The 13,331-nt window shown below is 66.5% G+C and carries 14 protein-coding genes; 6 read left to right on the top strand and 8 right to left on the bottom strand.

Annotated elements, in window-relative coordinates; genetic code table 11:
* Positions 1–43: 43 nt before the first annotated feature.
* Complete coding sequence (locus EPO55_RS14850) at positions 44–1,294, bottom strand: Zn-dependent hydrolase (protein ID WP_296337717.1); 1,251 nt, start codon at positions 1,292–1,294, stop codon at positions 44–46.
* Positions 1,295–1,375: 81 nt separating this feature from the next.
* Between EPO55_RS14850 and puuE the strand changes: the two genes are divergently transcribed.
* From puuE to EPO55_RS14830, 4 genes are all read left to right on the top strand, one after another.
* Complete coding sequence (gene puuE / locus EPO55_RS14845; protein WP_296337715.1) at positions 1,376–2,287, top strand: allantoinase PuuE; 912 nt, start codon at positions 1,376–1,378, stop codon at positions 2,285–2,287.
* 5 nt (positions 2,288–2,292) lie between these two features.
* The gene (locus tag EPO55_RS14840) at positions 2,293–3,858 is read left to right on the top strand and encodes an AMP-binding protein (RefSeq protein WP_296337714.1); all 1,566 of its coding nucleotides are present in this window, start codon (positions 2,293–2,295) and stop codon (positions 3,856–3,858) included.
* 192 nt (positions 3,859–4,050) lie between these two features.
* Positions 4,051–4,467: a hypothetical protein gene (locus EPO55_RS14835; protein WP_296337713.1), complete on the top strand. Its 417-nt coding sequence runs from the start codon at positions 4,051–4,053 to the stop codon at positions 4,465–4,467.
* 41 nt (positions 4,468–4,508) lie between these two features.
* The gene (locus tag EPO55_RS14830; protein ID WP_296337712.1) at positions 4,509–5,795 is read left to right on the top strand and encodes an adenylate/guanylate cyclase domain-containing protein; all 1,287 of its coding nucleotides are present in this window, start codon (positions 4,509–4,511) and stop codon (positions 5,793–5,795) included.
* 2 nt (positions 5,796–5,797) lie between these two features.
* On the opposite strand, the gene EPO55_RS14825 is transcribed toward EPO55_RS14830, so the two are convergent.
* The 4 genes from EPO55_RS14825 to EPO55_RS14810 are packed head-to-tail and all read right to left on the bottom strand — an operon-like array spanning position 5,798 to position 9,793.
* On the bottom strand, positions 5,798–6,586 hold the full coding sequence (locus tag EPO55_RS14825) for a hypothetical protein (protein ID WP_296337711.1): 789 nt from the start codon (positions 6,584–6,586) through the stop codon (positions 5,798–5,800).
* Positions 6,587–6,589: 3 nt separating this feature from the next.
* Positions 6,590–7,792: a pyridoxal phosphate-dependent aminotransferase gene (locus tag EPO55_RS14820; RefSeq protein ID WP_296337710.1), complete on the bottom strand. Its 1,203-nt coding sequence runs from the start codon at positions 7,790–7,792 to the stop codon at positions 6,590–6,592.
* A gap of 11 nt (positions 7,793–7,803) precedes the next feature.
* On the bottom strand, positions 7,804–8,661 hold the full coding sequence (locus tag EPO55_RS14815) for a DMT family transporter (RefSeq protein ID WP_296337708.1): 858 nt from the start codon (positions 8,659–8,661) through the stop codon (positions 7,804–7,806).
* On the bottom strand, positions 8,654–9,793 hold the full coding sequence (locus EPO55_RS14810) for an amidohydrolase family protein (protein ID WP_296337707.1): 1,140 nt from the start codon (positions 9,791–9,793) through the stop codon (positions 8,654–8,656). Before EPO55_RS14810 ends, EPO55_RS14815 begins: the two co-directional genes overlap by 8 nt.
* 117 nt (positions 9,794–9,910) lie before the next feature.
* On the opposite strand from EPO55_RS14810, the gene EPO55_RS14805 reads away from it, so the two are divergent.
* Positions 9,911–11,677, top strand: a complete 1,767-nt coding sequence (locus EPO55_RS14805) for an NAD(P)/FAD-dependent oxidoreductase (RefSeq protein ID WP_296337706.1) — start codon at positions 9,911–9,913, stop codon at positions 11,675–11,677.
* A gap of 46 nt (positions 11,678–11,723) precedes the next feature.
* A complete protein-coding gene (locus EPO55_RS14800) occupies positions 11,724–12,176 on the top strand; it encodes a CHRD domain-containing protein (RefSeq protein WP_296337705.1) in 453 nt (150 codons plus the stop codon).
* Positions 12,177–12,179: 3 nt separating this feature from the next.
* Here the strand turns inward: EPO55_RS14800 and EPO55_RS14795 are convergent, their stop codons facing one another.
* The 3 genes from EPO55_RS14795 to EPO55_RS14785 all read right to left on the bottom strand — a co-directional run.
* Positions 12,180–12,545 carry a type II toxin-antitoxin system death-on-curing family toxin gene (locus EPO55_RS14795; protein WP_296337703.1) on the bottom strand — a complete coding sequence of 122 codons (366 nt, stop codon included), beginning with the start codon at positions 12,543–12,545 and terminating at the stop codon, positions 12,180–12,182.
* Positions 12,542–12,769: a hypothetical protein gene (locus EPO55_RS14790; RefSeq protein WP_296337702.1), complete on the bottom strand. Its 228-nt coding sequence runs from the start codon at positions 12,767–12,769 to the stop codon at positions 12,542–12,544. Before EPO55_RS14790 ends, EPO55_RS14795 begins: the two co-directional genes overlap by 4 nt.
* 111 nt (positions 12,770–12,880) lie before the next feature.
* The coding region (locus tag EPO55_RS14785; RefSeq protein WP_296337701.1) for a hypothetical protein at positions 12,881–13,331 on the bottom strand (451 nt) is incomplete at its 5' end.

Raw genomic sequence — 13,331 nt, 5'->3', positions numbered from 1 at the left:
CCTCGCTTCGCTCGGGATGACAATGTGCGGGTGCGGATTGAGGTCAACGGTTCGCCAACTCCGCCAGCACCTCGGCCAGCACGCGGGCGCCGGCAGCGAGGTCCTGGGGGGTGGCGTTCTCGGCCTCGTTGTGGCTGACGCCGCGCTCGCAGGGCACGAAGATCATGCCGGTCGGGCAGAGGCGGGCGATGTGCATGGCGTCGTGGCCGGCGCCCGAGGGCATGTCCATGTTGGCGAGTTTCAGGGCGTTGGCCTTGGTGCGCACCAGGTCGATCACCCGGGGATCGAAGATCGTCGGTGCCACCGCCGTCACGCGCTCGATCCCGGCCGAGCAGGGCGCGGCCCGCGCGGCGACGATCGCCGCCAGCTTGGCTTCGTGCGCTTCCAGCACGGCCTCGTCGGGATGGCGCATGTCGATGGTGAAGACCGCCTTGCCCGGCACGGTATTGGGCGAACCCGGCGAGACGTCGACGCGGCCGATGGTGAAGCGCAGCGTGTCGCCCCCATCGTTCGTGGCCTCGTACATCGCGGTGGCGATCTGCAGGGCGGCCCGGAAGGCATCCTTGCGGGCGGCGCGCGGTGTCGTGCCGGCATGCGCCTCCTCGCCCGTAGTGGAGACGATGTAACGGCGGCTGCCCTGGATGGCGGTGACGACACCGATCGTCTTCTTCTCATTCTCAAGCCGCGGCCCCTGCTCGATATGGGCTTCCACGTAGAAATCGAGCGGAAAGCCGGGCGGGCCCTCGTGCCGCGGCGCCGGTGCCGCCTTCAGCGTCTCGGCCAGCGCATCCTTCAGCACGACTCCCTTCCAGTCCTTCGCTTGAAGCATCTCGTCGAGCTTGTTGTGGCCCGCGAACACCGCCGAGCCCATGGCGCCGGGCTGGAAGCGCGAGCCTTCCTCGTTGGTCCAGGCGACCGCCATCACCGGCCGTCGCGTCTTCACACCGGCATCTTCGAGCGCTTCCAGCGCTTCGAAGGCCGCCAGCACGCCGTACATGCCGTCGAAGCGGCCGCCGGTGGGCTGGCTGTCCATGTGCGAGCCGCTCAGCACAGGCTGTGCCTTGGCATCCGTGCCCTCGCGGCGAACGAAAAGATTGCCGATGGCATCGGTGAAGGTGGCGAAGCCACGGGTCTTGGCCCAGGTGCCCAGCAGGTTTCGTGCCGCGGCGTCCTCGGCCGACAGGGCCTGGCGGTTGACGCCGCCCTTGGGCGTGCCGCCCAGCTTCGCCATGTCGGCGTGCCGCTGCCACAAACGATCCTCGCGCACCGCCCCGGCGACGCTGCTCTCCGCCATGTCCTCTCCTCGAAGCTTGTCGCGCGAGCTATAGCGGCGGCATAGTCGATCTTCAATCGTCGGCGTTTCCGGGGGCCTTCCATGCACAACCATCTCGATCGCGACCTGTTCGGCTACGGCCCCAATCCCCCCGATCCGCAGTGGCCCGGGGATGCCCGCATCGCCGTCAGCTTCGTGCTGAACTACGAGGAGGGCGGCGAGAACACCATCCTGAACGGCGACGCCGCGTCGGAGGTGTTCCTGACCGAGACGCCGGGCGGCACGCCGATCCAGGGCGGTCGCGATCTCTCGACCGAGTCGATGTATGAGTACGGCAGCCGCGCCGGATTCTGGCGCATCCTGCGGCTGTTCGAGGAGCGCAAGATGCGTTTCACCTCCTGGGCGATCGGCCGCGCCCTGGAGCTGAACCCGATCGCTGGCAAGGCGATGGCCGCGGCCGGTCACGAAGTGGCAAGCCACGGCTGGCGCTGGATCAACTACAAGGATTTCACGTTCGAGCAGGAACTGCTGCATATCCAGCGCGCGGTGAAGGCCATCGCCGACACCGCCGGCAAGCCGCCGGTCGGCTGGTACACCGGCCGCTTCGGCATGAACACGCTGTCGGCCGTGATCAAGCATGGCGGCTTCCTCTACTCGAGCGATTCCTATGCCGACGACCTGCCTTACTGGGTCAGCGTCGACGAGACACCACATCTCATCATTCCCTACACGCTGGAAGTGAACGACATGAAGTTCGGCGTGGCGCCGGGCTTCACGGCGGGTGACGGCTGGCTCCAGGCGATGAAGGACAGTTTCGACCTGCTCTATGCCGAGGGCAGCCGCAGCCCGAAGATGATGTCGATCGGGCTGCACTGCCGCCTCGCCGGCCGGCCGAGCCGCGCCGCCACGCTGGCGCGCTTCCTCGACTATGTCGCCTCCAAGCCCAAGGTCTGGGTGGCCACCCGCGAGGAGATCGCGCGGCACTGGATCAAGGTCCATCCGGCCCAAGGATGAATGCGATGCATGACGCCATCACCGAGGCTCCCACCGGCACCGACATGGTGCTGCGTGCCCTGGCGCGCTTTCCGGAACGCCGGGCCTTCGTGTGGGACGGCGGCAGCCTCACCTACCTGGGCGCGCTGGCGCTGATCGGACGCCTGCAGGCGGCGATGGCGGCGGCCGGCCTCAGGAAGGGCCAGACGGTGGCGTTCCTGAGCGCCAACAACGCCGAGACCTGGTGCGCGGGTGTCGCGGCCGGCGGGCTGGGCCTGGTCACGACCTGGCTGCATCCGCTGGGCGCGCTCGGCGATCATCTCGACGTCATCGAGGACGCCGAGGTGAGTGCGCTGATCGTCGATGCAAGGACGCACGCCGAGCGCGGCGGTGAAATCGCCGCCAGGGCCGCCGATCGGCTGAAAGTCGTGCTGACCATGGGCAAGGCGGCGTTCGGCCGCGACCTCGTGGCGGCGGCCGACAGGATCGGCGAGGCGAGCCCGGTCAATCTTGCGACGCCGGACGATTATTCCGTCATCAACTACACCGGCGGCACCACGGGCAAGTCCAAGGGCGCGATCCGCCGTCACCGCTCGACGGCCGCCATGACGACTGCGGTCGCCGCCGACTTCGAATTCCCCGAGACTCCGCGCTACCTCGCCGCCGCGCCCATCACCCATGTCGCGGGCACCAAGGTGGTGCCGGCGCTGCTGAAGGGCGGCACGGTCCATCTCATGAAGGGTTTCGATCCCGAGCGGTTCCTGGACACGCTGGAGCGCGAGAAGATCAACTTCACCCTGCTCGTGCCGACGATGGTCTATGTGCTGCTCGATCATCCCAAGCTCGACAAGACCGATCTCTCCTCACTCGAACTGATCCTCTACGGTGCCTCGCCGATGTCGCCGACGCGGCTGGTCGAGGGGCTGGAGCGCATCGGCACGGTGTTCAGTCAGCTCTACGGCCAGACCGAATGCTATCCGGTGAGCGTGCTCAGGAAGGCCGACCACGACGCCAGGCGTCCCGAGCTGTTCGCCTCCTGCGGCTTCCCCATCGCCTCGTGCAGCGTCACCCTGCGCGACGAGGACAACAACGAGGTGGAGCCCGGCGAGGCGGGCGAGATCTGCGTGCGGGCGCCGCATGCCATGGAACAATACTGGAAGCGGCCGGAGCAGACGGCCGAGACCTTCAAGGGCGGCTGGCTGCACACCGGCGACATCGCCCGCGCCGACGAGCGCGGCTACCTCTACATCGTCGATCGCAAGAAGGACATGATCGTGAGCGGCGGGTTCAACATCTTTCCGCGCGAAGTGGAAGATGTGCTGTCCTCGCATCCCGACGTTGCCATGGCCGCCGTGTTCGGCGTGCCGCATGAGAAATGGGGCGAGGCCGTCGCCGCCCTGATCGTCGCCAGGGCCGGCTGCACGCCCTCGCCCGAGGCGCTGATGCAGCTCGTGAAGGACCGCAAGGGCTCCCCGCATGCGCCCAAGCAGATCGAGATCGTCGACAGCCTGCCGCTCACCGCCGTCGGCAAGGTCGACAAGAAAGTGCTGCGGGCAAAGTACTGGGCAGGGCAGGCGCGTCAGGTCGGCTAGGTATTGGATGGTCGGCGCTGAGGTCGTCTCTCACGCCACACTCCTTGGCGCATTCCATTGTGCGTCATACTGCACCTTGTGTGTCGCGAACCCGCGTCGACGGGGTTTGCCGCGCCAGCGGTTTCATGGGATCAATGACCGGTTGTGATCGCTCTTCGCGCCACCGCTCTCCCTTTTCTCGTTGCCGCTTCGTTGAGCGTCGCAGGCTGCGCCAACCTGTTCGGCTCCAAGCCGCCCGAGGTTGCCGCTGTCGCCCCCGGGCTCACGCCGCGCGAGCAGGAAATCGAAGATCGCAAGGAGCAACTTCTGCAACAGCTCGCGACCTGCGAGAGCGGGAGCTGGGGGCCATCGGCGCGGCCGATCTACGGCAGTCGCGGCGCCTATCACGGACGCTTCCAGTTCACGCTGCGCACCTTCATCACCTACACCCGCATGCGCGACGGCACAGTGCTCACGATGAAGGAAGCCGCCGACTACACCCAGAATTACGAGAAGGCCGCCAGCCTCGCCTGGTACATGATCTACGACCTGCAGGAGCCGTGGCACTGGCCACTGTGCTCGCGCAAGCTCGGCATTCCGGCGCAGCTGAAGCTGATCAAGCAGCTCTAATCGGGCGCAAACGCCACCCCGGTTGAGCGAGAAGACGATTTTTGAGCGACCTTAGAACCCTCGAAGAGCAGCCATTTCCGCTGCGTCGCCACTTCCGGCGTCGTATCGTGCCGTTCCTCGTCCTGTTCATCGCCGCCCTGGTCGCTTTGACGGTCTTCGGTGCCCGTCAGGCCACGGAGGCGATCTATCTCGATCTGGCGCAGCGACGTGCCGATACGATCGCCCGTGCCGTATCGAATGCGGCGCCCGCGGCCTGGCTCGATCTGATGGCCGGACGGGGCACCGACTCGGCCGAGTTGCACAAGGCATTCGCCGATGAAGTTCACGAGCTGAAGCTCATCCGGCTCAAGGTCTACGATCTCCGGCGACGAACGATCTATGATTCGGTTCCCCAGGGTGAGGGCAGGATCGAGGAGGGGCCGGCCCTGCGTGCCGTCATCGAGCGCGCCGGGCCGTCGGCCGTCCCGCGGGTCGAGCCCGACGGAACGGCGGTCTACGAACTCTATGTGCCCTTGCTCGATGGCCAGGGCCGCGTTCAGGCGGTGTTCGAGCTCTATGAACCGATCGACCGGATCGACGGCATTCTCGCACGGGCGACCGCGGCGCCCTTGATCGTGCCGGCGGTGTTGATGGCTCTCCTCGTGGCGGCGCTCTGGCGACTCGTGAGCCGCGCCCAGCACGATATCGATGCGCGTACCCGGGCGATGGTGGCGCTGCGTCGACGCATCGAAAGCTTCGTCTCGGCACGGGCGACTGAGGCCGCACGCGGGACCGACAGCGGCGGGACAATTCCCTCGCGTCGCCTCGTCCTCAGCCTTCTCTATTCGGACGTCCGCGCCTTCACCGGCTTCGCCGAGGCCAGTTCGCCGGAAGCCGTGGTCGCCTTTCTCAATCAGCTGATGACGATCCAGGTGCGGGCGGTTCACGACCATGGCGGGGATGTCGACAAGCTGATTGGAGACGCCCTGCTCGCCCACTTCAGCGGCGAGGATGCCGCTCAACGCGCCGTGGCCGCGGCGCGGGCCATCCTCGAGGCCTGCGCTGCCGCCAATCTGCCGCGTCAGGTCGGGATCGGCGTGTTCACGGGTGACGTCGTGGCCGGCGCGATCGGCCCCGCCGAGCGCCGCGACTACACGGTGGTCGGCGACAGTGTGAACGTCGCAGCACGGCTCTGCGCCGCCGCTCACGGCGGCGAGCTCGTGGTCGCGGCCGCGGATCTCGCCGACGGCGACGGCTTCGGCGCGGTCGAGATCCTGTACGTCAAGGGCCGGCGGGATCCGCTGCCGGTTCGGCGCTGGCAGGCACCGGCCGCCGGCAAGCCGGGCTGATTCTACCGGCCGCCGCGGAACAGGCGTTTCCACCAGCCGCCGAAGCGCGTGTCCTCGATGCTGCGGTCGATGTTGTCGAGCCCGCGCACCATGACGTAGAGCCCGCCCACCAGCTGGATCGACTTGGCCGTCGACAGCTCGGAGGGCGGCGGCAGCGTGACGATCGACTGCGAGGAGATGAGCAGGCCGATCATGACCTCGAACAGCCCGTAGGACAGCCGGTCGCGTTCACGCCACCAGAAGAACAGGAGACCCGCCAGCAGGAGCGCGATGGGCACGATCCAGTCGGGTGCGGTGTGGAAGATGAGCTGGTGATTGCGCACGATGACGATCGCGATCGCCGTCCCGGCGAGGGCGATGGCGAGCCCGGCCGCGAGGTTTCGGTGCTGCGCCCTGACGATGCGCCTGGCGGCCTGCTCGATGTCCGCATCGGACGGCGCCGTTGCCTGAGCCGACAGGAGGTCGCTTCCGCCGATCGACGTCACGCCCTTCGATTCCAGGCGCCGGACAAGCCGGCGATCGGTCGTGACCACGCGGACGTTCCCGGCGCCGTTTTCCGCGGCCAGGGTGAGGGCGATCTCGGCAATGCCGCCGTCGGCGGATGGAGCGACGACGGCGCCGGCCTCGATCGCCCGGTCGAGGAGATGCGCGAGGTCGGCGCGCAGCCCGCGCTTCTCCCGGTCCCGGATGTCGTCGACGGTGGCCTGCGGGATGAGCAGGTCGCCGGCGGCGGCATGGGCGAGAATCTCGGGCCGTTGAAGGATCGCGCCGGTGTCGAGGATGTAGAGCACGGCTCAGCGCAGCTCGCGGCAGAATTCCTGGATGCGCCCGCAGCCTTCGCGCAGGCTGGCCACGTCGGTGGCGTAGGAGATGCGGAAATAGGGGCTCATGCCATAGGCCGCGCCCTGCACGGTGGCGACGTGCTTCTCCTCGAGAAGCGCCGTCACGAAGTCGGTGTCGGTGGCGATCCTGCGCCCGGCCTTCGTGGTCTTGCCGATGCAGCCGGCGATGTTGGGGAAGACGTAGAACGCGCCTTCGGGCTTGTGGCAGGTGATGCCGGGCGCCGCGCGCAGCATCGCCACGACCTCGTCGCGCCGCTTCTGGTAGTCGGCGGCGCGTTCCTTCAGCAGGTCCTGCGGCCCGTCGAGCGCCGCCGTGGCCGCCGCCTGGCTGATGGTCGAGATGCCCGAGCCGATCTGGCCCTGCATGTTGGTCATGGCGGCGATCAGCGGCCTGGGCCCGCCGGCGAAGCCCACGCGCCAGCCGGTCATGGCATAGGCCTTCGACGCGCCGTTCACCGTCAGCGTGCGTTCCTTCAGCCTGGGCTCGACCTCGGCGATCGTGCAGAAGCCGAAGTCGTCGTAGATCAGGTGCTCGTAGACGTCGTCGGCCATGATCATGACGTGCGGGTGGCCGAGCAGCACGTCGGCAATCTCGCGCATCTCGGCGCGCGAGCACACCGCACCCGTCGGATTGTTGGGGAAGTTCAGCACCATCCACTTGGTCCTGGGCGTGATCGCGGCTTCCAGATCGGCGGCGCGCAGCTTGAACTGGTTGTTCTCCGGGCACGACACCGACACCGGCCTGGCGCCCGCGATCACCGCCTGGTCGGCGTAGGAGATCCAGCCCGGCGCCGGGATGATCACCTCGTCGCCGGGGTTCACGCTCGCCATCAGCGCGTCATACATGATCTGCTTGCTGCCGTTGGAGACCATGACCTCGTCGAGCGCATAGTCGAGATTGTTGTCGCGCTTGAATTTGCGCCGGATCGCCTCCTTGAGGGGCCTGACGCCATCCTGCGGCGGATACTTGGTGTCGCCGGCCAACGCCGCCTTGTGGGCCGCCTCGATGGCATGAAGCGGCGTCGGGAAGTCGGGCTCACCCGAGGACAGGCCCACGATCTTGACGCCCTCGGCGCGCAGCTCGCGTACCTTGCGGGTCATGGCGGCCGACGCCGACACTTTCACATTCTTGAGACGGTCCGCGACTTCGAACATGAACTCTTCCTTCAATTCCTGCGATAGATCATGAGCGCGATGCCGCCCAGGACAGCCACCGACGCCACCAGCAGGCGCATCGTGACCGGCTCGGCGAGTAGCACCGCCCCGCCCAGGGCCGCAATGGCCGGCACGCTGAGCTGCACCGTCGCGGCCGAGGTCGCCCTCAGCATCGGGAGCGCCGCATACCAGAGGACATAGCCCAGTCCCGAGGTCACGGCGCCGGAAAGAACCGCATAGAGCGCCCCGGTATGGTCGACCGTGCCGGCAGTGGTGGCGGTGAGGGCAAGGGCTGCGGCAAAGGGCAGGGAGCGCAGGAAGTTGCCGCCCGTCGCCGCGGTCGGATCGCCGGCGCCCTTGCCGAGCAGCGAATAGACGCCCCAGGCGGCACCTGCGCCCAGCATCAGCGCCGCCGCCAGGATGGGCGGTGCCGCGAGGCCCGGCAGCAGCAGCCAGACCAGGCCGCCCAGCGCGAGCAGCAGGCCCACGAGCCTGAGGCCGCGGATCCGTTCGCCCGTCCACAGGCCATAGCCCGTCATGGTGAGCTGCACGGCGCCAAACAGCAGCAGCGCGCCGGTCGCGGCGCTGAGATCTCGGTAGGCGAAGGAGAATCCCACCGCGTAGGCGAACAGCATGGTCGCCATTGGCCAGCTTCCGCCTGCCGTCGGGCGTTTCCCACGCAGCATGAGGAGTGCGGCCAGGATCAGCGCGCCGGAGGCAAGCCGGATCGCGGTGAAGCTCGCCGCATCGATCCCGGTGTCGCGCAGTGCCAGCCGGCAGAGCAGCGAATTGCCGGCGAAGGCCAGCATCGCCAGCGTGGTCAAAAGGGCGGCGCGCGAGAGGCTGCCCTTTCCGGCGGTCTCACCCATTCAGGCCATAGAGCTTCATCGCATTGTCGCGGACGATCTTGCGACGCACCCCGGCCGAGATGTCCGTCAGCTCCTCGGTCAGGAACTGCTGGCTGTCCGGCCAGATGCCGTCGGGGTGCGGGAAGTCCGACCCCCACATGACATTGTCCTCGCCCAGGTGTTTCAGCAGTTCGATGCCCACCGGGTCGGTCTGGTAGGTGGCGTAGAACTGGCGATGCCAGTACTCGCTGGGCTTCATCTTGAGGTCGAGGTCCTTGAACTGGTCCTCCCACTCGAGATCCATGTGCTGCAGCACGTAGGGGATCCAGCCGAGGCCGGCCTCGCCGATCACGATCTTCAGGTTCGGATAGCGCGCCGGGGCGCCCGAGAAGATCAGCCCCATCAGCATGGTGCTCATGTGCATCTGGAAGCCGGTGATGTGCACGGCGAAGATGCGGCGCTGCACGTGCGTCGGGAACTTGGTGACGTCGGGCGAGCGGCCGCCGATCGTGTGGAAGTGGAGCGGAATGCCCGTCTCGTGGCCGAACTTCCAGAGTGGCTCCCAATGCTCGTCCCACAGCGGCGTCATGTCGGGCCGGTTGGCGATGTCGAGGCCGCGCACGCCACGCTTGGCGCAGCGCATCGCCTCGGCGACCGACTCCTCCATGTTGTAGTTCGGGAGGTTGGCGAGGCCGATCAGCCGGTCGGGCGCGGCCTTGCAGAAATCATGGAGCCAGTCGTTGTAGATGCGCAGCATTTCCAGCGCGGCCTCGGGATCGTTCAGCCGGCCGCTCGAGCCCAGCACGCCGTACAGCACCTCGGCCTGCACGCCGTCGCGGTCCTGGTCCTTGAGGCGCAGGTCGACCTCGGTGAGGCGGCGGATGCCCTTCTTGCCGTCTTCGTAGAGGCCGGTCGAAGCCATGCGGTCGGAGCGGTGGATGATGCCCGGCACATATTCGCGGCCGGCCGAGCCCATGCCGTTCACCAGGCCGAACTTGGCGCCGTTGCGGCTGGTCCATTCCGGGCCCTTCGGTCCCTCGACGACGTAGGGCATGCGCTCCTTCATCTGGCTCGACGCGTTCTTGGTGAACAGGTCGGGCGGCAGCCAGATCAGGTCGACGTGTCCATCGGCGGAGATGACATCGTATTTCATGGGTGTGGTCCTCCGAGGCAAATCATCCTCCCGGTCCGCTCGCCGGGCCAGCCCCTTCGCATCGTTCCGCGAAAACGCCCGGCACCGGCCGGGGGATTCTTTGGCTAGAGTGGCCTCATGAAAGAAACCACCCCCTCGTCCTCTATCTCCGATTGGCTTGCCCGCTTCGCCGCGGCGCTGAAAGGCGGCGATGCCACCGCCACGACCGCCCTGTTCACCGAAGATGGCTACTGGCGCGACCTCGTTTCCTTCACCTGGAACATCGTGACGCTGGAGGGACGCGCCGCGATCGCCGACATGCTGAAGGCGCGGCTCGAGGACGTGCGGCCCTGCTCCTTCCGCGCCGGCGACCGCGACGGCTGGTTCAGCTTCGAGACGGCGCTGGGCCGCGGCACGGGCCACGTCCGTCTGAAGGACGGCAAGGCTTTCACGCTGTTCACCGCCCTGATGGAGCTGAAGGGCTTCGAGGAATTGAGGGGCGAGACGCGCGAGACGGGCGTCCAGCATGGCGCCATCCAGAACCGCGTCACCTGGACCGACCGGCGCCACGCCGACGCTGCTGAACTGGGCTACGGCCGCCAGCCCTTCGTGCTGGTGATCGGCGGCGGGCAGGGCGGCATCGGCCTCGGCGCGCGCCTCAAGCGGCTGGGCGTGCCGGCGCTGATCGTCGATCGCAACCCGCGGCCGGGCGACGCCTGGCGCAACCGCTACAAGTCGCTCTGCCTGCACGATCCGGTCTGGTACGACCATCTGCCCTACCTGCCGTTCCCCGATCACTGGCCGATCTACACGCCCAAGGACAAGATGGGCGACTGGCTCGAGTCCTATGTGAAGATCATGGAACTCGACTACTGGAGTTCGACGACGTGCCGGAGCGCGTCCTGGGACGCCGGCCGCCGCGAATGGACGGTCATCGTCGAACGCGACGGCAAGCCGGTGACGATGACGCCGAAGCACATCGTGCTGGCGACCGGCATGTCGGGCTTCCCCGAGATACCGCGCTTTCCCGGCGCCGACCTGTTCAAGGGCACGCAGCACCATTCCAGCCGCCATACCGGCGGCGAGGGTTGGGCGGGCAAGCGCTGCGTCGTCGTGGGCTCGAACAATTCTGCGCACGACATCGCCGCCGACCTCTGGGAACACGGCGCCGACGTGACCCTGCTGCAGCGCTCGCCGACGCTCGTCATGCGGGCGGAGACGCTGGCGAAGAATCGCGCGCTCTATTCGGAAGCGGCGCTGGCGGCCGGCATCACGACGGAGATCGCCGATCTCACCACGGCGTCGATGCCTTATGGCGCGCTGCCGCAGGTCATGCGGCCGGTGGTCGACCAGATCCGCCGCGAGGACGCCGATTTCTACGGTCGTTTGAGCGCTGCCGGCTTCAAGCTCACCTTCGGCGAGGACGATACCGGCATCGGTCCGATGTATCTCCGCCGCGGCTCCGGCTACTACATCGATGTCGGGGCGTCGGAGCTGATTGCCGACGGTCGCATAAAACTCAAGTCGGGCGTCGAGGTGGCGCGGCTCACGGCCGACTCCGTGGTGCTGAACGACGGCAGCGAACTCAAGGCCGATCTCGTCGTCTATGCCACCGGCTACGGCTCGATGAACCAGTGGGCGGGCGAGCTGATCTCGCCCGAGGTCGCCGACAAGGTCGGCAAGTGCTGGGGGCTGGGCTCCGACACGGCGAAGGACCCCGGACCCTGGGAAGGCGAGCTGCGCAACATGTGGAAGCCGACGGCCCAGGAGAACCTGTGGTTCCATGGCGGCAATCTCATGCAGTCGCGCCTCTATTCGCGGTTCCTGGCGCTTCAGCTCAAGGCGCGGCTGGAGGGATTGCCGGTAGAAGTCTACGGCCGGGCGCCGGTCCACCACCGGGCGTGATTTACCCTGGGGACGATCGTCGTCTTGGCAGCGTAGACTGGAAACGATGTTTCGCCGCGCCCTGTTCCTCGGACTCCTGCTCACGACGAGCGGCTGCTCGTTCTACATGGGCGAGCCCACGCTGCCCAAGACCGACTTCCGGGCGATCCTGAATGGCGCCAGCGAAGTGCCACCCACGGAGACCAGGGGCAGCGGCTATTTCACCGCGGTCTACCGGCCTTCTACCAAGGTGCTCGAATATCGCTTCAACCTTGTCGGCCTGAGCGGACCCGTCACCATCGCCTACCTGCAGGGCCCGGCCGCGCCGGGCGAAAACGGCGAGAAGGTTGTGCCGATCGACGTGCCGTTCTACCGCGACCGTTCACATCTTTCGAACGGCGTCACGCTCACCGAGGAACAGGCGGCCCAGGTCGTGGCCGGCCTGTGGTACGTGAACGTCATGACGGAAAAGTTCCCCGACGGCGAAATCCGCGGCCAGATTCTGCCGCTGAAGAAGTAGAGCCTAGGTTTTTTCTCGAAGCCACTTTACGAGCGCGTCGAAACGGAAGGTGCCCGTGTCATGAAGGTTCGCGATAAAATCGTAGGTCTCATCGGCTGACGCTTTTAGTTCAACGGCGTTGATCGCAAGGAAGGTGAGAGCCGCCGCAAATGCTGTGCGCTTGTTCCCATCAATGAAGGCATGGCTCTGGGAGAGGCTCTCCCACAGCGCCGCCGCTTCCTCGATCGCGTCCGCGTAGTAGCCCGTCTGCGGCCGAAACAACGCCGCCTCGAGGAGGCCGGCGTCGCGCAGGCCGGGCGACCCTCCGTATCGGTCTATCTGGTCGGCATGAATGGCGAGGACGTCGGCGAGCGTGAGGTAATCCCTCACTGCGCCAGCTTCTTGTAGAGTTCGCCATACCGGGCATGGCTGCGCTGATAGGCGTCCATGACATGCACACGCGGCCGACCCAGCCGGCGCTTCTCGATGAGGTCCGTCAGCGCCTCGTCGACCAGCGCCTGAAGCTGCCGGCCTTCCTTTTCCGCAAGCCGTCGCACCGCCGCCAGCGTCTTGGCATTGACCTGGGTCGCGAATTTCTCACGGGTGATGGCCATATCGGAAACTCCTTGGATCTTCCTGTATCATGAAACGTCATGATTTATCAATATCATCTGAATCAGCCTGCTTCAGTCGAGCCCGCTGGGAGCGCGCCACTCCAGTGGCGCTCATGGAGGTGACACACGTGTCGCCTTGTGCGCTTTCAGTGCCTGATTGACCTTCTGAGCGTCACTTGGCTTCAAGTATATGTTCTTAAGTACCCAACTGAGCACTTGATCGGCGCTATTCTGGATTTTCGGATCTATCGCGCTCACTCGCAGCATTTGGAACCAGTCAGCCAGCGGCGGCGAATGAGACATGTCAGTTCGGCTCGTCAACTCGTGCCGCTCGTCGGGCGCAAAAGGAACATTTAGCCTAAGAAACGCCACGCGATTGGGATCGTCTACGGGTGCGTCCACTAACTCTTCCAATAGTGACCGATTCACTCGCCAATCTCGGCTGTCATTGAGTAGGCGCTGAACGGAATTATCTTCAATTGTTTGGCCGTCGGGGTATTTGATTTTAAGGTGAAATGCTCGACAGCATCGGCGAACCGCCCATATCTGCTGGTCAATCTTG

Origin of the sequence: Reyranella sp. (assembly GCF_004296935.1) — a bacterium.
GTDB lineage: Bacteria > Pseudomonadota > Alphaproteobacteria > Reyranellales > Reyranellaceae > Reyranella.
This window is presented reverse-complemented; position numbering and strand designations above follow the sequence as displayed.

What these genes read in the sequence shown, in the direction of transcription:
- EPO55_RS14850 (WP_296337717.1), bottom strand. Translation starts at nt 1,294, where the DNA reads ATGGCGGAGAGCAGCGTCGCCGGGGCGGTGCGCGAGGATCGTTTGTGG.
- puuE (WP_296337715.1), top strand. Translation starts at nt 1,376, where the DNA reads ATGCACAACCATCTCGATCGCGACCTGTTCGGCTACGGCCCCAATCCC.
- EPO55_RS14840 (WP_296337714.1), top strand. Translation starts at nt 2,293, where the DNA reads ATGCATGACGCCATCACCGAGGCTCCCACCGGCACCGACATGGTGCTG.
- EPO55_RS14820 (WP_296337710.1), bottom strand. Translation starts at nt 7,792, where the DNA reads ATGTTCGAAGTCGCGGACCGTCTCAAGAATGTGAAAGTGTCGGCGTCG.
- EPO55_RS14815 (WP_296337708.1), bottom strand. Translation starts at nt 8,661, where the DNA reads ATGGGTGAGACCGCCGGAAAGGGCAGCCTCTCGCGCGCCGCCCTTTTG.
- EPO55_RS14810 (WP_296337707.1), bottom strand. Translation starts at nt 9,793, where the DNA reads ATGAAATACGATGTCATCTCCGCCGATGGACACGTCGACCTGATCTGG.
- EPO55_RS14805 (WP_296337706.1), top strand. Translation starts at nt 9,911, where the DNA reads ATGAAAGAAACCACCCCCTCGTCCTCTATCTCCGATTGGCTTGCCCGC.
- EPO55_RS14800 (WP_296337705.1), top strand. Translation starts at nt 11,724, where the DNA reads ATGTTTCGCCGCGCCCTGTTCCTCGGACTCCTGCTCACGACGAGCGGC.
- EPO55_RS14790 (WP_296337702.1), bottom strand. Translation starts at nt 12,769, where the DNA reads ATGGCCATCACCCGTGAGAAATTCGCGACCCAGGTCAATGCCAAGACG.